Source organism: Weissella cibaria KACC 11862 (genome assembly GCF_000193635.1).
GTDB classification, from domain to species: domain Bacteria; phylum Bacillota; class Bacilli; order Lactobacillales; family Lactobacillaceae; genus Weissella; species Weissella cibaria.
In genome coordinates, this window is the sequence record NZ_AEKT01000016.1 from 1 (window position 1) to 16,556 (window position 16,556).

Annotated in this window: 16 protein-coding genes; all 16 read right to left on the minus strand. The window is 41.9% G+C overall.

Features of this window, described 5'->3' with window-relative positions; translation table 11 throughout:
* The coding region (locus ESE_RS0102630) for a DEAD/DEAH box helicase (RefSeq protein WP_010370828.1) at positions 1–1,325 on the minus strand (1,325 nt) is incomplete at its 3' end.
* Complete coding sequence (locus ESE_RS0102635; protein WP_010370830.1) at positions 1,325–1,726, minus strand: (deoxy)nucleoside triphosphate pyrophosphohydrolase; 402 nt, start codon at positions 1,724–1,726, stop codon at positions 1,325–1,327. The genes ESE_RS0102635 and ESE_RS0102630, both read right to left, overlap by 1 nt.
* Before the next feature lie 201 nt (positions 1,727–1,927).
* Positions 1,928–3,673, minus strand: coding sequence for a DUF262 domain-containing protein (locus ESE_RS0102640; RefSeq protein WP_010370833.1), 1,746 nt, complete (start codon positions 3,671–3,673; stop codon positions 1,928–1,930).
* 16 nt (positions 3,674–3,689) lie between these two features.
* On the minus strand, positions 3,690–5,429 hold the full coding sequence (locus tag ESE_RS0102645) for a DUF262 domain-containing protein (RefSeq protein WP_010370835.1): 1,740 nt from the start codon (positions 5,427–5,429) through the stop codon (positions 3,690–3,692).
* A gap of 155 nt (positions 5,430–5,584) precedes the next feature.
* Positions 5,585–6,997: a type II restriction enzyme gene (locus tag ESE_RS0102650; RefSeq protein ID WP_010370837.1), complete on the minus strand. Its 1,413-nt coding sequence runs from the start codon at positions 6,995–6,997 to the stop codon at positions 5,585–5,587.
* Between the two features lie 5 nt (positions 6,998–7,002).
* Entirely contained in the window at positions 7,003–7,824 is an 822-nt protein-coding gene (locus ESE_RS0102655; RefSeq protein ID WP_050790581.1) for a DNA adenine methylase, read from the minus strand.
* A gap of 270 nt (positions 7,825–8,094) precedes the next feature.
* Positions 8,095–8,787, minus strand: coding sequence for a ribose-5-phosphate isomerase RpiA (gene rpiA, locus ESE_RS0102665; RefSeq protein WP_010370843.1), 693 nt, complete (start codon positions 8,785–8,787; stop codon positions 8,095–8,097).
* Between the two features lie 14 nt (positions 8,788–8,801).
* Positions 8,802–9,740 carry a ribokinase gene (gene rbsK / locus ESE_RS0102670; RefSeq protein WP_108731115.1) on the minus strand — a complete coding sequence of 313 codons (939 nt, stop codon included), beginning with the start codon at positions 9,738–9,740 and terminating at the stop codon, positions 8,802–8,804.
* A gap of 9 nt (positions 9,741–9,749) precedes the next feature.
* Entirely contained in the window at positions 9,750–11,102 is a 1,353-nt protein-coding gene (gene fucP, locus ESE_RS0102675) for an L-fucose:H+ symporter permease (RefSeq protein ID WP_010370847.1), read from the minus strand.
* A 16-nt stretch (positions 11,103–11,118) separates the two neighbouring features.
* Positions 11,119–11,514 (minus strand): D-ribose pyranase, encoded by a 396-nt coding sequence (rbsD, locus tag ESE_RS0102680; RefSeq protein WP_010370848.1) that lies wholly within the window; start codon positions 11,512–11,514, stop codon positions 11,119–11,121.
* 176 nt (positions 11,515–11,690) lie between these two features.
* Positions 11,691–12,683: a ribose utilization transcriptional repressor RbsR gene (gene rbsR / locus ESE_RS0102685; protein WP_010370849.1), complete on the minus strand. Its 993-nt coding sequence runs from the start codon at positions 12,681–12,683 to the stop codon at positions 11,691–11,693.
* 103 nt (positions 12,684–12,786) lie between these two features.
* The gene (locus ESE_RS0102690; RefSeq protein ID WP_010370851.1) at positions 12,787–12,984 is read right to left on the minus strand and encodes a hypothetical protein; all 198 of its coding nucleotides are present in this window, start codon (positions 12,982–12,984) and stop codon (positions 12,787–12,789) included.
* A 135-nt stretch (positions 12,985–13,119) separates the two neighbouring features.
* Positions 13,120–13,662, minus strand: a complete 543-nt coding sequence (gene hxlB / locus ESE_RS0102695; protein WP_010370852.1) for a 6-phospho-3-hexuloisomerase — start codon at positions 13,660–13,662, stop codon at positions 13,120–13,122.
* The gene (locus ESE_RS0102700; protein ID WP_010370853.1) at positions 13,662–14,282 is read right to left on the minus strand and encodes an orotidine 5'-phosphate decarboxylase / HUMPS family protein; all 621 of its coding nucleotides are present in this window, start codon (positions 14,280–14,282) and stop codon (positions 13,662–13,664) included. The genes hxlB and ESE_RS0102700 overlap by 1 nt, the downstream gene beginning before the upstream one ends.
* Positions 14,282–15,247, minus strand: coding sequence for a sugar kinase (locus tag ESE_RS0102705; protein ID WP_010370855.1), 966 nt, complete (start codon positions 15,245–15,247; stop codon positions 14,282–14,284). Before ESE_RS0102705 ends, ESE_RS0102700 begins: the two co-directional genes overlap by 1 nt.
* A 20-nt stretch (positions 15,248–15,267) precedes the next feature.
* Entirely contained in the window at positions 15,268–16,554 is a 1,287-nt protein-coding gene (locus ESE_RS0102710) for a hypothetical protein (protein ID WP_010370857.1), read from the minus strand.
* Positions 16,555–16,556: the final 2 nt, after the last annotated feature.

Here is a 16,556-nt window from a genome sequence, read left to right on the forward strand (position 1 = left end):
TAGTAATTTGTTTTCTCAAGTAAATAATTAACACGTTCATCCGAAACCAAACGGCGAAGTTCGGTGGTATCATCAATAATTTCACCGTCTTTTTCGAAATCAGTGACACCAATATAATGAAATGGTGCTAAAAGTTCTGAATCCAAAGCATCCAACAAGGAAATTTCATAAGCAACATTATAGTCAAAATATTCGTAGACATTAACACCATCCGTACGTTCTGGAGTGGCGGTCATACCCAACATAAATTCCGGCTTAAAGTAATTCATGAACCGTTGGTACATTGTCTCTCGATCTGAATCTTGATTATGTCCTACACGATGAGCCTCATCAATTAAAATATACTCAAAGCGATCAGAACCCAACTTTTCCATTATGTCAGGGCGTGAAACCATATTAACAGTTGCGAACAAATACTTTGCATCGTAATTTTTTTGAGTCCCTGATAACAGTCCATAGTCTGAATCCGACCCGCCTAATATTTTTTTAAAGCTTTCAATCGATTTCTTCAAAATTTGCTCACGATGCACCACAAACAACATCCGATCTGGATTAAACTGTTTTACATCAAAAGCTGCCAAATATGTTTTACCCGTTCCAGTAGCTGAAACTACCAACCCTTTTCTTGCACCGCGTTGCCGCAAGTCAGCAAGAGCTTCCAAAGCTGGTTCCTGCATTTTATTTGGTGTAATTTCTGCTGAATTATCCACAAAAGAACGATCAATTCTGAACTCGGGTTTGCGTTCCTGATAGTGCTCAGAATATTCAGCAATCCATTTCTCAGTCAGCGGCACAGATTGATCCCATAAGTCATCAAGTCTCTCTTGAATTTGCTTTGTAATATCTCCCTGATCGGTGGATGTTACACGTAAGTTCCATTCAAAATTCTTTTTTAAAGCTGTTTGAGTTAAGTTTGCACTCCCAATAATGACTGATGTGTAGTCACCATGATTAAAAGAATATGCCTTGGTGTGAAAACCATTCTCATTAATAATTCGAACATCTACATTGGGTAACTTTAGCAACTCTTTAAAAACTTTTGGCTGATTGAAATCAAGATAGTTAGACGTAATTAGTCGACCTCGAATGCCCCGATTAGCCAGATCATTCAATGTACTTTTAATATCGATTAGTCCACCTTCAGTGACGAACGCCACTGCAAAAGTAAATCCCTGAGTTGTCTGTAACTCGTCGTACAGATGGTCAAGAACCGTGTCTCCACCCTGATTTGTTAGCAACATTGGCTGATAACGTTCTTGCGCTTCAACCCCATCGTCAATAAAGCCAAATTCCGCTCCAGCTCTAAGCTCTTCTTTAGTTGCCATTAGTTAAAACCCCGTTCAACCAATTCTTTAATTGCTGGCACATCAGTAGGGGCCCAACTTAATTCCAAAGCCTCTTGTTCTGAAACCCAGCGTAATTCCTCATGTTCAATTGTTTTGGTTATTTCTGAGTCTAAACGTGCGTATAAAATTTCAAGCACCACAACGCCAAAATCATATTCTTTTTCAAATGGTTCATCGATCTTTTCGAAAATAGTTGCGTTAGCGCCGAACTCTTCAAAAACTTCACGCTTTAAAGCTTCTTCTGGCGTTTCACCCGAATCAATCTTTCCACCTGGGAATTCCCAATAACCACCTAATGAACGTCCTTCTGTTCGCTTAGCCGCGAGTAATTTTCCGTTTTCAATGATTGCCGCTCCAACAACTGGTATACGCTTTGTCATATCGATTACCTCTCGTGTCATATTCCTGTATTCATTTTAGCAGCAATAGAAAAAGATTGGACGAAACATCCAATCTTTTAAGGTAAAAATCTAATCAAATCTGGTACTACCTGTTCACGCACAGTCGCACCATTTGATAAATATACAATTCTATTTTATTTGAGCAACTCTGACCAATTAATATACCAGTATACTGGTATATTAATTAGCTTCAATTTTAGATGGAACTATTTCAAGTACTTTTTGTATCAACTCGTTGTTTCTTTGTTCGATAGACTCTATATTGAATTCTTTTACATTCTTTTGAATTGAATCGTTTAAAAACAATGGTAAAGTCAGTCCAACTTTAGCATCATTACTTGGATCCTTATACAATAATTTTTCTTGGAAGGTCTTTTGCCCTAACCCTGAATTATATGGTGTTAACGTCAAGTTGCCTAACCTATGAACGTTTTTCCTTTGATTCTCTTCGGCTACAGATTCATTACCATCTCCAATTATATCAACCCAATATTTTGGCAGATTTCCTTGTGGCAAAATGTGCTCAATCGACCAACGCAACTTGTTGCCTTTATAGTCATCCAGAGAATCCGGGTTCCCATTATGAAAATAATTTCCAAACTTTCTTTCGAGAGAAATTAACAAAAATCGTGTTGTATGCACGTTTTTATCGTAAATCCCTTCATTCAAAGCATTTTCAAATTGCTGGTTGCTAGGCATGATAACGTTAATCTTACGTGCGATATACGACACTAGATTCTCACCTCTAAATTTATTATCCGTAATGTCTTTACGCATTCCATTAAAGGCGCTTCTTAAGTTAGAAGCCTTTGGTGTAAGCACAAAGTTTCGACGAATAAATAGGTTAATAACCATTCTAATTACTTGGTCAATTTGAGATTCATCGATCTGATACTCCACCTGATTCACTAAAACGTTTAATAAAAAGGGATAACTAGTTGTAGCGTCTAGTTTAGCCAAGCCTGCTAGTGAGTATGTATATTCAGGGCTATCAGTATCAATTTTCATATATACCTTAGCTCGTTCGATTAACTTATCTATATACTCTGCACCATTCTTGTCAAAAAGCCTTTGATATGATTTTACAATTTTTCCTTTTGTCAAACTTGAAACCGATTCTGTTTCAAATGCATCATAATTATTCTGAACAAAACGAGTCATTTTTTGCTCATCCGGTTGGTCGTTATCAGTTACAAACACGTCAGAAAGTTTTTGCCACTTAACAGCATCTCCATGCTTTGATAAATAGATATTTTTTAAAAGATCCAGTGGCGTTAACGGAACGCCCTTACTATTTAGACTTGCAAAAACTTGATATGCATCATTTAGATTTGGAACAGAAATCTGTAAAAGTTCAATTTTATTAAGCTTATTTTGATAGAAATCATGTAGTTGATGCGCCGTCATATCCGATAACAAATTATCTTCAATGTACTTATATCGTTTAAAAAAGGCATAGTTCCCATAGCCTGGAACTATTTTTTGCCCCTCCAACTGCTGCAGCAAGTTTTTGAAAATTTCCTGATCTTTGTCTAGTAGTTGTAATCTAGGCGTTTCAATATTGCTATCCACCAATAATTGTCTCTTTATATCACCGATGTCTTGATACAACAACGCCTTGATGTCTTCAGAAGTTTCTGGTTTATTAGCAATAGACTTCATATTAGAATAAAGACCTAATAAAAGCATGCTAAGCGTCGTAAGTCTCTGCTGCCCATCAATAATACTGTCATGTCCTTCTTCAGTATTAATCAGTAAATTTCCTACATAGTATCCACTATCTTCATTAGCAATGTCATTGAACAAAGTTTCAATCTGCTCTGCCCGCCAAGAATAATGGCGCTGATATACAGGTACAATATATTTATTTGAAGCGCCAATTTGAAAAACAGATGCTAAAGGCAATGTTTTTGGTGTAATATCCATGCTTAACTTCCCCGTCTCATCGCCAAATCACGACAACTTTATTATTCATTTCGTTCTGCCTAGCTTCTACTGTATCGTTATTCCAACCTTGCTTAACTTGCTCAGCCAAATAATTGTTTCCTGGGAACAACGACCCATGTAACGCTTGATATTTTTCATCAATATCGCGCTCATCAAACTTGTACGCTTTCTCAATTAGCGTCCAATTTCCAATTCGGGACTCGTGATCTGTATCTACATCATCATTAATATTATTTAACTCCGCAATGCGAACTAGTTCATACTTGTCTTCTCGGAAAACATCTTCATAGTAGTTCTCCTCACTATTTGCATATGCAAGCTCACTCAATAAATACGTAAGCGCCCACTTCTTTTGCCCACGTTTTCCACCTTCTTTAGACAAAACCGAAAAGGCAGCAAGAACATCTGCATCAGAATGTAGCATAACAGGACGCTTCAAGTCTGCGTTTATATCGTCAACATTAGTTAGCTCACCCCGATAAATCTTATTTGCCGTTGTCGCAAACCCGTTTTCCAACGTGTTAGTTCCGTTATTCAGAATTGTTCGGTGTCGTACAAAGATTGAAATCACTTGATGCAGAACTTGCGCGATTTGTTGCTCATCAAACCGTTGCTTCCGCATTGATAAGAATATTGGATAATACAGCTTTACGCTCATTTTATCCAGTATGTCTATTTCTGCATGTAACATGCTATTTTTAAATAAATCTCTGTTCGCAACCGGACTCCACGGATTTTCTAGCACATCATAGGCATGTACAAGTTCAACCAAATCATCTAAGAAATTCTTACCCTCTGACTTAGAGTTTAGCTCTTGGCTTAAGGAACGATACAGCGCACCTTCTGTTACTAACCTACGCGTAGCGGTCCAATAAGAACGGATATACGATGTGATCCGATCACTATCTGCATTCAACTGATCAGAAACCTTTGCCCACAACAGATTAGTCTGTTCCAAATCATCTTCTAATAAGAACATGATGTGATTCTTGATGATATCAGATGGTTTCAAGTCAGCGCCACGACTATTCAGTGTTTCAAAAATAATAAACGCATCCCGTTGAGTTGGAGCAGAAATCATAACGACATAAAATTTTTCGATAAAAGTTCTCAAAATTCTATCTAGTAAATTAATACGTTCAACCAACGTCTTATTCTTCGAAAGTGAATTTAAAACACCGCGTTGAAATTCAAAGTACGCCGCATCCATATTTTTCATTGGTTCTGTCTTTTGATGACTATCTACGTAGTCCACATCTTGCGAATGAGTTCGTTTGTAAAAATAATCCTGCAATGCTCGATCAGATTCAGACGACACTTGTAACTTTAACGTTGCCTGATCACCATTTTCACCGCGAATTAATCGTTGGTTTATATCTCGCATGATATCACGGAGTTTGTCTCGAGAATCCTGTGTCAGATACTCCGCCTCATCAACTAGCATTTTTTGAGCAATATCTCGAATAACCGCCAAAAAAATTGTGCTAGTTGTCATTCTTTGCTGTCCATCAATTAAATCTTGAATATTATCATGATTAAATGTCACCACCTGACCAAAAAAATGATTATCACGTCGTTCTTCGATCAAATCTTCTAAGTCCCGCCAAAAATCCAAAACTTCATTTTGCTTCCAAGAATAGTTTCGTTGATACACAGGAACAGAAAATACATTTTGTTGAAAAAGTATCTCCATCGTTAATCCAGCTGGTTGTGGAATTTTAATTGGAACGCCCATAATTATATATACCCCCATAATTGTTAACTACAATAATTAGATCATTATTTGGATCCAGAGGCAAATAAATACTTTATTTCTTTTCTTGCAATATAAAGTATATTCAAATTTCTTTATTCAACAAAAGGAGCACTGCAAAACTGCAGCACTCCTTTTTACTGTATTCTCATCACAAACCAATTCATCACCGCATTCACCGAACTTGCCCGACGAGGAACTGTGCTTCCACCAATATCCGGTCGATGTAGTTTGATTAATTCACCAACTGTTTTATTATCAGGTAAATGTCCTGTAGCCACCCAAATTTCAATCATTGCTCTAAAAATTGGCCGTTGTACCAACTCTTTAGCAAATAGCCCAATCTTCGTATTATAGTCTGCATCAATAAACACGCGTCCTAATTGAGAGACTTTAAATCTCCCATCTACTTTCTGAGCTAAGCTAAAATATTCGGCCGCGTTTGCATAATAATCTGATTGTCTCACATCAAACTTGAACGCTTCCGCGAAAAACTCCTTCGTACCTATCTCAAATACATCCCCTTGCTCACTCGTAAGCGGTTTACCACTAAGAACAACTGGTATTTCAAATATTTTTTCAGGATCATTAGCTTGAATAAACGGTACTAATTCACCATCCAGACGTCTTGGCTCTACCGAAACTTGTTGCTGTGCCAATAAAACTTTCAAAGTTTCACGCGTTACTGGCTGCGATTCTTCTTCAAATACAAATTCATACTCACGAATTTTCTTTAGCGAATTAAAATCATCAATATCCGTAAACTGATAAACGTGAAATGAAAATACATCATCAGTATATGTAAAGTACGCTGAATAAATTTCCTTAGGAAACTTCATCTGATCATGATAAATACGCGTTGGTATATACAACTGACGAATATTAAAATCCTCAGGTCGTTTCTTTTTCGATTCGACAATCAAGACACGACTTGGCGACTCATAAACACCATCAATTTCAGACTGCCATCCATCAATCACAAAATTAGTTTGGCCGTTACGATAATGACTGATTTGAAAATCAATCAGTCCTGTTCCCTTCTTACCACTTAACGTTGCCACAACATCAGCATTTAAATCATCCATCACATATTTCAGCATGCCACTCATTTCAGCGACAGATTGTGCAACAGCCTCACTATTAATTGTTTCCGGACTTTCTGGGCGAATACCTGAAATCCACTTTGGAAAGGTCATTCGAACTGGTTCAAGTACTTCATATTTCAAACTCTCGAACGTCTTAAAATCAGAAATGGCATACCTATCCCGTCCCTTTGGCATTAACGTAAACTGTGCGCTTTTACCAAAAATATTCTTATCGACCGAATCTTTAAAAACTTCTGGCAAGTCACTACTAAAATCAAACTTCAATAAGTTTCGAGCGTCAGGCGCATTATCAGGCCGATCGGCATAATATTCACGTACGTATTTATTAATGTCACTACTGGTAATTTCATACGCCCCGTTTTGCTCAATTTGTTTTGGTATATCAAAGCGGTCAAATAAATAACGCCAGGCGATATCTTGCTTTCTAGTTCTTGCTTTTGCCATTCATCTTACTCCCAACTCCGCACAAGCACTTCAGAAACTTTGGCTCGACTACTTGCTTTCGCTGCAACGAAACGATGTGCTTCTACTGTTTCGATTACACCAATTCCCTCATATAGTTCATGAAGCAGTGGCACATCATTGTTTGATAGCAGTACGAAGACACCCCGATCTTTTAACTCTTTAAACAAGTCACGTAACCGCACTTGTTCGTCGTAACCAAATTCACTTGAGTAACTTGTGAAACTAGCCGTCTCGCTAGCTGGAATATAGGGCGGATCAAAATACACAAAGTCTCCTGTCTGTGCCTTTTCGACCGCTTTTGCAAAATCACCAGTCATAACGTCTACATTCGCGTTATTCAAATACTCGGAAACGCGTCGAATTGTTGGCTCATCTGCAATCTTTGGATTTTTGTATTTCCCATAAGGTACGTTATTTTGCCCCTTACTGTTTACACGCCACAAACCGTTAAAACCAACCTTAATCATATAAATGAATCGCGCTGCTCGTTCAACCTCTGTCATTTCTTCAAGACGACCATCACGATCAGTCAATCGCAAATCCAAGTAATATTCTTTTGAATTATTAGCCTGGTGTTCTACCAATTTTTCTAATAGTTCATCTGGTCGATCACGCACAATGCGCCAAACGTTTGCTAATTCCGGATTAAAGTCATTCACAACCGCATCATGGGGTTCCAAAGACAACAAAAAGGCACCTCCTCCCAGAAACGGCTCAAAATACGTCCCAAATTGCTTTGGAACGTACTTAGCCAATTCTGGCAGAAGCTGCCTTTTTCCACCGACCCATTTGATAAATGGACGGATCTCACCTAGTTGGTTGGTTGGTTGGTTGGTTGGTTGGTTGGTTGGTTGGTTGGTTGGTTGGTTGGTTGGTTGGTTGGTTGGTTGGTTGGTTGGTTGGTTGGTTAAGCATGCGCGTGATCCTCTTTCTCGTCAAATTGGATCTTAATTGTTGATCACTTTTTTAAATGGATCAACTTATTAACAACAAGCTTTATAACTTTGATTTATTGCATCATTTAGCTATATTCACAAAAAAGTCCGTCGAGCATATCTCAACAGACTTTCTACCATCTAATACATCAAAGCTGGCGACTTCAGCACCTGAATTTCATCCCCACCAACAATAACTTCATCAGCAACATTTAAGAACAAACCATGCTCAATCACACCTACTTGATTGGCTAACCAATTCGCTAATTCACTTGGAAACGGAATCGTATCTAAATGCAAATCTACAATCTCATTCCCGTTATCTGTCTTCACCGGCTCCCCATCAGCCGTACGACGTAGCACCGGGTGCAAGCCATGGTTATCAAAGACCCGGCACAGCTGCTCAGCACCATAAGTGACAACTTCAACTGGCAATGGAAAATGACCCAGTTCCTCGTGCACCTTTGACGCATCAACAATCCAAACATTCCGGCGAGAGTTTTTAGCGACAACCTTTTCGTACAACAGCGCCGCTCCACCACCTTTAATCCCGTTCAATTGTGCATCAACAACATCAGCGCCATCGACGGTAATGTCAATGTGGTCAACATCATCTACATCTGCCAAAGCAATGCCTAACGTCCTGGCCTGTTCAGCTGTACGCGTCGATGTGGTCACCCCGACAATGTCTAATCCTTCTTCATTGACACGGCGCCCCAGTTCTTCGACGAAAAACTTAACCGTTGAACCTGTGCCAAGACCGACAACCATGCCATTTTCAATTAACGTTGCAGCGTACTTTCCAGCCGCGCGCTTTTGTTCTAATGTGTCCATCAGATCACCTCCAACTATGCATGTACCAAATTTAATGATGCCAACACAGCCTTCTTCGTTGGGATTGACCGAATAGCCCCTGAATGTGAAACCGCAATTGACGACGCCTTGGATGCATATTGAATTGCGTCATCAATATTCGTGCAATCAGCATTTAGGTAAGCAAACGTCGCCCCAATAAATGTGTCGCCCGCAGCGGTTGTATCGACCGCCTTCACTTTAAAAATCGGTTGGGTGCGTGCATCTTGGTCAGCTAACTTGTAGTAAACCCCATCTTCACCCAAAGTCACAATTGTACCCGTAATTGATAGGTCCGCAAATTGATCACTAATATCCAATAAATCATCGAAATCAGTTGATGGTTCGCAGTTTAGCAAAGCGGCTGCTTCCGTTTCGTTCGGCACAATAATGTCCGTTGCAGCAAGAATTGCTGGATCAATATCTTTGTAATTCAAGACCGGTGCTGGGTTAAGCACTGTCGTGACACCGTATTTCTTGGCGAGATAGAAGCCCTTCGCAACCGCCTCTTGGGCAACTTCAAACTGTGCAATCACAAAATCAGCTTCCGCAATAAGTTGTTCTGACTTCACCACATCGTCTGCTGTCAGCTTCATGTTCGCACCACCATACACCAAAATCGTATTGTGGCCATCTTCTTCTAGCAAAATCGTTGCGGTACCCGTAGCGTCTTCTTTTTCAACCAGGCCAGCTGTGTTAATGCCTTCATCTTCAAGCAAATTCCTGAATTGCACACCCGCAGCATCCTGACCAATAGCCCCAATGAAACTCACGTCGGCACCTTGACGGGCTGCTGCGACAGCTTGGTTCGCACCCTTACCACCTAAATTCGTGCCACGCGAATCAACTCGAAGCGTCTCTCCCTGCAATGGTAAACGCGAAATGTTTTGAATAATGTCCAAATTCAAACTACCAATGACAACAATCTTATTCATCACAATCACCTACTTTTCTTCCTTTGCATACTTCATTTCAGAGATGAAGTACCATGACACGATCATAAATGCGATAGTCGGCACAATGAATGACAATTGCATTGAACCAGACCAGTCAGATACCAACCCTTGGAATAGTGGCCATACTGCACCACCAACAATCGCCATCACCAAAATGGCACCGGCCGTTTCGGTATACTTCTTATCTGCGACATTATCCAATGTGTGGGCGTAAATCGTTGGCCACTGTGGACCAAAGAAGAAGCTCACAAACACAGCCGCGTACACGGCAATCATACCTTGGCCGAATGTCGTGACCAGTAACGTAATAGTTCCCAACACTGAGTAGATACTCAACACGGTTGCGACCTTGTAACGTCCCAAGAACCAGGTTGCAACTACTTTACCGACGAACCACATCGCATATGAATAGACCATAAAGGTCGTGGCATCCGCATCACTAATTTGCTTATTCAAATCCAAGGCCAAACGAATTGTAAATGACCAAACCGTTGTTTGCATTCCAACGTAAACGAATTGGGCGAGGATCCCCTTCTTGTAACGGAAGTTTCCCAACAAGTACTTGATGGTTTCACCCAAAGTGGCTTTTTCAGTGGCCTCTTCACCAGCCAGTGTTTCAACCTTTGGCTTAGCGCTTGGCATCTTGGTCACAGCCAAGATCAACAACATAATAATCAGGACACCGATGATGTACTTGTATGGTTGCAAGGTTAATTGCAACATCTTTTCACCATAGGCAATTCGTTCAGCACCATGCATCCCCGCCATCTTGGTCGCCAAATTACCACCTGTGCTAAAAATCATGTACTTTCCAAGTAGAATTCCAGCAATATCTCCCAATGGGGTCAATGCGGCTGAGATGTTCAAACGCAAGTTCGCATACTTCTTAGGTCCAAGCATCGAACTATAGGTATCACTGGCCGTTTCCAAGAATGACAACCCAATCGCGATAGCAAAAATGGCAAATAAGAACATTGAGTACGTTGCAACACGTGAAGCTGGGAAGAATAATCCTGCGCCAATAATGTAAGCAATTAGCCCCAGCATAATCGCAAACTTATACGATGTTTTCTTGATAACCAATGATGCCGGAATCGCAATTAAGAAATACCCACCGTAAAACGCTGACTGCACGAATGCGGTTGAGGCATCATTCAGTTGAAAGACTGTCTTAAACTGTGTGATTAAGATGTCATTCAGACTGGCTGCCGCTCCCCACATTGGGAAGATTAGCGAAATCACAATGAATTGGAACAACGGCGTCTTCGTTAAATACCCATCCGACAATTCATCAATATGCTTTGTAAAAGGTCGTACAACCTTCGCCCCCATGTTTTCCATGATTTATCCCCTTCGACTAAAATGCCACGCCACTACGCAAAATAATATTAGCGAACGGATGTGATTCACCCGTTCGAACCACTGCCCGTGTGGCCCCCAATTGTTGCTTAAATTCCTCATGCGGTACAAACGTCACATCAACATTTGGCAAAACTGCTAAGATTGCCGCTAATTGATCTGGATTTTCCGTCTTGATTTCCTCGGCTAACGTGATGGCTTCAACTTGCATTTCCGTCAAAACATTTTCAAGTACCGTTTGGAAATCTGGCGTTTGGAACGTCACGGCCAGGTCAATCTTCTTGGTCCCCGCTGGTACCGGCAAACCGGCATCCCCAATCGCCAACGTATCCTTATGTCCCATTTGTGCTACCGTGTAAGCTAGCTCAGAATTCAAAATTCCAACCTTCTTCATGATGAATGTCCCCCAAACAAACGTTATAATTTCTATGTAAATCGTTTTTGTAAATCGTTTTACAAATTTTAATATACACCGAATAAACACAATGTAAACCCTTACATTTGCTCAAATAAAAAAATCAAGCACTAAAAACGCGTCGTTTTTAATGCTTGATTGGCATCATATCAATGTTATTTAATCGAATCTGTTGATTCTCTAATAATTAAATGAGTATCTAAAATTTCCGTCTGCTTGGCGATGCTCGGATCGTTAATCCGAGCTAATACCATGTCTAGAGCAATCTGCCCCATTCGCCAAACTGGCTGCGTGACCGTGGTTACTGAGGGTACCATAAATTCTGAATAGTCCGTATTGTCATAACCAACCACACTAAATGTTTTGGGCACGTCCACACCGGCATTTTTCAAACCACGTAATAAGCCAATGGCCAATTCATCGTTTAGGGCAAATGCCGCTGTCACGTTTGCTCGCTTAACGCGAGAGGCAATTGCTAAGCCGCCGTGTTTTGACATCGACGTTTCAAAGCGCGTAATACTAGTGTTCGCCGTCTGATTGACCGTATCTTCAAAGCCTTGAATACGCTCACGCAAATTTTCTGTTAGGTAGTCAGGCAAAATTAGCGCAACATCACGGTGGCCCAATTGTAGCAAATGTTCAGCAACTGTCACCCCACCTTGATATTCATTCGTCTTCACGGAATCAGCATCACTATCATCATTGGTTTGGTCCAAAACCACGTATGGCAGCTTCTGCTTATTGAGATAGGTGTTCACATCTTGCACGTGTGGCAACATGCGTGCGATTACCAAGCCATTAACGCCACGCCCAATCAACGTCAAAATAGCTTGGTCAATCTCGTCATCCGTCGCTGAAAAAAATGCCAGGTCAGCTACGCCATGCGCGTGTTCTTGCATACTTTGCATCAAATCTGAGAAGAACGGATTCCGCAAACTGGGTACTAACACGCCAATTAAGGGATTCGCATTACCACGCAAGCTCTTCGCACTTTGATTTGGCACGTAGCCCAGTTCTTTCTGTGCAGCAAGCACTTTATCAATCGTTTCCTGTGGAAAATGATCATTCCGTTTATTCAGCACTTGTGAGACCGTTGTCGGTGACACACCTGCTAAATTTGCCACATCTTTAATCGACGCTTTTTTCATCACGATCAGTCTCCTTCCACAATCTAGTATGGTTATCATTATACCTGTAAAACCATTTACTAAATAGCTGTCTTGCGAACGTTTTTATGAAATTAGTGCCCAACTACATCCGTACAATCTTGCCCATAAACGCAATGCCATGTTGATACATAAAGTTCTGTGCATCTATCTCAGACCAAAACTGCTTCGCCGTAAACGGACTAAAGGTCGTCTGGATCTGACCATTCACCGCATCGCCAACGTACCCACCATAATATTCAATCACATACATCTTCATTAACCCCATTTCAAAAATTGTCATATCAATCTTACGCCTCTTATCCGGTAATTACTGGTTTTGAGGTCTGCAAAAAAGCGGCGCCCCGCATCACCAGGGCGCCGCTTTATTTTTTTCAGTGAGATTTTTTTGAGTAAAGGTTTGAAACTTAATGTAATACTATTCCATGTTTGAGTGCGTGGCCTTGGCAGTGTCATTTGACACGTGGTCACGACGGCTAATCATCAACGTCAAGATATCCAACGTAATGTGCACACTTTGATCAAACAACGTGCTCAATAATTGGATTGACTTCACTCCGTCACCAGCCTTGGTAGCACCAGGTACCACGATCGTGGCCTCGCCCAAAGTTGCCAATGGTGAGGTTGGGTTTGACGTCACACCAATCACGTGGACACCATTGTCAGCTGCCTTTTGCGCAGGGCCAACAACTGAGCCGGTTGTACCAGAACCTGAGACCGCAACCAAGACATCCCCTTCAGCAATTGACGGCGTAATCGTCTCGCCAATGACAAACACCGTGTAACCGATGTGCATCAAACGCATGGCAAAGCCCTTCACCATCAAACCTGAACGGCCAGCGCCCAATACGAAGATGCGCTTGTCCTTCGTGATGATGTTTTCAGCAGCGTCCAGTTGGGCGTCATCTACTTGCGTCATCACTTCTTGAATTTCTGACAATACTTCATTTACTAAAGCCATTATAGCGCCTCCTTAAATTCACGACCGGCTGCAACTGGATCAGCTGCACCAGCAATCTTTCCACCAACAATGGCAATTTCAGCAATACCATCCGCTGACAACTTCTTCACTTGGTCCAAATCAATCCCACCAGCCACGGCAATGCGCTTGGCCACTGGGAATTGTTCATGGAAGTGCTTAACTGACCCGGCTGCATCGAAGTTGGCGGCATTATCGTGTGAGTGGTGCAATCCAAAGATGGCGTGGTCAAACGTCATCAATGGTGCAATCTCCTCATCCGTCATGTTCAACAAGTCAATCAACATTGTCTTGCCCGCATTTTCTGTCACCTCATATACGGCACTGATCGTTGATAAGTCGGCTGACCCCATGACCGTCAAAATGTCAGCATTGGCTTCAAAACCCTTGTTGAATTCATAAACACCTTCGTCGATGGCCTTCAAGTCCATCAACAATTCTGAATGCTTAATTTCTGCCTTGATATCTGACAAGGCAATCAAGCCATAGTCCTTTACCAAAGATGTACCGAGTTCAATCACATCAGCAATACCATCAAGGTCCTTCGCCAATGCAATGGCGTGTGCTAATGACACACGATCAATTGCTACTTGTAACTTCATTAGTCTTCACTTACTCCTTCTGCGGCATAAAATGCTGCCAATTGCGCTGGTGTTGGATAACCATCATTGTCACCTGGTGTTTGCACTTGCAAGGCCCCAACTGCGTTTCCACGCATGGCGGCAGCGCGCAATGACTTGTCTTCTAGCAAGGCCGTAATCACACCAAGAGCAAAACCATCACCAGCACCTACTGTATCAACTACCTTCGCAACCTTAAAGCCGGGTACCATAAAGCCTTCTGCATCACGTGTTTGCACGTATGCCCCAGCAGGCCCAACCTTCACGATGACAACCTTTGTCCGCTCACTTTGATTCAAGTAGAAGTCCGCAATATCCTTAGGGTCTTCACTACCCATCAAGATCTTACCTTCGTTGCTACCTGGTAAAATGATATCCGCCGACTTCGCAAATTCATTAATTTCACGAATCATACGAGCATCATCGTTCCAAAGGGCTGGCCGCAAGTTAGGGTCAAACGTGATCAACTTGTCGGCTGCGACCAAGCGATTCATCAAGTGACGGAAGGCCTTGTTTGAGGTCTCTGACAACGCTGGGAAAATCCCTGACATGTGGGCAATTTTCACGTCGTCCAACTTCACGTCATCCAACACATCTGCTGACAAGTGCGCTGCAGCTGAACCTGTCCGGTAGTTAAACGTTTGTGGATCCCCAGTCGTCACCATCTGCTTCAATTGGAATCCCGTCCAGTTATCTGCATCTTCGGTCACGAAAGTCGTGCCAACCCCGTGTTCCAAGATTTGCTTCTTGGCATAACCACCTAATGGATCAGCACCTAAGCGACTCACATATTCCGTTGTGTGACCCAAACGCTGTACCCCGATGGCCACGTTTAATTCTGCGCCACCCAACAACTTAAAGTAATTAATGGTGTCGACCAAGCTAGCGTCCGCGTCCTTCGACATGAACGTCACAACTGGCTCACCAATCGTCAAAAATTCACTCATGATTATAATCCTTCAATCTCTTACTTGATAATCAAAACGGCCAAAATAACGTTAATGATTGAAACAATCCACATTACCGGTACACCCTGCTTCAACAATTCACGACTGTCGACCTTCATGTACTTCAAGGCCCAAACGTTCCATGATTGCGTCAAGTCAGTCGACACCGCCATCAAACTTGGCACATACATCAAAGGCAACAACAAGGCATCTGGGAAAATGTGTGCTCCCGCCAAAACAGCAGCTGTGGCAGCCCCAGCACCCCAAACGTGCAATGGCCCACGGAACAATGCCAATGGTGCGGCAATTCCAAGTGCCAAGGCCAAAATCCAAATGTTTGATGGCAAAATTGACGTCAACAACGTTTGGAAACGCGCCGCATTAATTTGGGCAGCGCCGGAGAACATGATTAGTGCCATCAAGAACATGATCAATCCAGCAATATCTGAAATCGCTGTTTGAATGGTATCGTTCAAAAAGTCAATAAATGACTTCCAGTGGCGCATCTTTCCCGTTAGCAACATCGCCAACAGGGTTGCCAAAATCAATGATGGTACGGCATCCCACTTAAACGCCAAATTCATAAAGACTGGCACAACCGGCACAATAAAGGCAGGCCATGGAATCTTAATTTCTTCTGTGGAAACTTCGGCACCAACCAACTTCAAGTTCTCGTCCGCCTTTGAGGCATCAAATGACTTGCGGTGCATAAAGAGGTAAATGATAACCGCCAACAGTTGCACAGCCATGGCTGTGATACCGAAAATCAAATACTTGCCACTGTAGTCAGCCTTTGGGAAGAAGGCTTTGATTTGGTTGAAAAGCACCAGATTCAAGTACATTGGTGCACCAACCGACATCAAGAAGACTGGCAAAGCAATCTTACGTGGAATACCAAGTGACAAGAGAATTGGCAACAAGATAACTCCGATCGCGATAACTGACCCAACCCCGTACGCACTAATGAAAATCAAGGCCGTAACTAAGATAACCAAAATGGCGGCAAGCATCACATTCTTCTTACCCGCCTTCGCCGTGCGTTGTGAAATGGCTGGCGCAATACCCGAATCAACCAAGACACGACCAAACCATGACCCAAACGCAATGTAGATAATCGTTGGCCCGTAATTCAAGGCTGGCTCAGCGAAAACCTTCTTAATGGCAACATCAAATGGTACTAACCCGATGACTGCCCAGAGGATTGCCATCACAAAGAACCCAACCATCAAGTTACCACCCTTGAAGATGTAGAAGATAAAGCCGACAAATGTCAGCAACAGCAAAATTGCAATAATCGTGTTAACCATGA

Excerpts from the sequence above, each read along its gene's own strand:
- ESE_RS0102635 (WP_010370830.1), bottom strand. The coding sequence starts at position 1,726 with ATGACAAAGCGTATACCAGTTGTTGGAGCGGCAATCATTGAAAACGGA.
- ESE_RS0102640 (WP_010370833.1), bottom strand. The coding sequence starts at position 3,673 with ATGGATATTACACCAAAAACATTGCCTTTAGCATCTGTTTTTCAAATT.
- ESE_RS0102645 (WP_010370835.1), bottom strand. The coding sequence starts at position 5,429 with ATGGGCGTTCCAATTAAAATTCCACAACCAGCTGGATTAACGATGGAG.
- ESE_RS0102650 (WP_010370837.1), bottom strand. The coding sequence starts at position 6,997 with ATGGCAAAAGCAAGAACTAGAAAGCAAGATATCGCCTGGCGTTATTTA.
- rpiA (WP_010370843.1), bottom strand. The coding sequence starts at position 8,787 with ATGGACACATTAGAACAAAAGCGCGCGGCTGGAAAGTACGCTGCAACG.
- rbsK (WP_108731115.1), bottom strand. The coding sequence starts at position 9,740 with ATGAATAAGATTGTTGTCATTGGTAGTTTGAATTTGGACATTATTCAA.
- fucP (WP_010370847.1), bottom strand. The coding sequence starts at position 11,102 with ATGGAAAACATGGGGGCGAAGGTTGTACGACCTTTTACAAAGCATATT.
- rbsD (WP_010370848.1), bottom strand. The coding sequence starts at position 11,514 with ATGAAGAAGGTTGGAATTTTGAATTCTGAGCTAGCTTACACGGTAGCA.
- rbsR (WP_010370849.1), bottom strand. The coding sequence starts at position 12,683 with ATGAAAAAAGCGTCGATTAAAGATGTGGCAAATTTAGCAGGTGTGTCA.
- ESE_RS0102690 (WP_010370851.1), bottom strand. The coding sequence starts at position 12,984 with ATGACAATTTTTGAAATGGGGTTAATGAAGATGTATGTGATTGAATAT.
- hxlB (WP_010370852.1), bottom strand. The coding sequence starts at position 13,662 with ATGGCTTTAGTAAATGAAGTATTGTCAGAAATTCAAGAAGTGATGACG.
- ESE_RS0102700 (WP_010370853.1), bottom strand. The coding sequence starts at position 14,282 with ATGAAGTTACAAGTAGCAATTGATCGTGTGTCATTAGCACACGCCATT.
- ESE_RS0102705 (WP_010370855.1), bottom strand. The coding sequence starts at position 15,247 with ATGAGTGAATTTTTGACGATTGGTGAGCCAGTTGTGACGTTCATGTCG.
- ESE_RS0102710 (WP_010370857.1), bottom strand. The coding sequence starts at position 16,554 with ATGGTTAACACGATTATTGCAATTTTGCTGTTGCTGACATTTGTCGGC.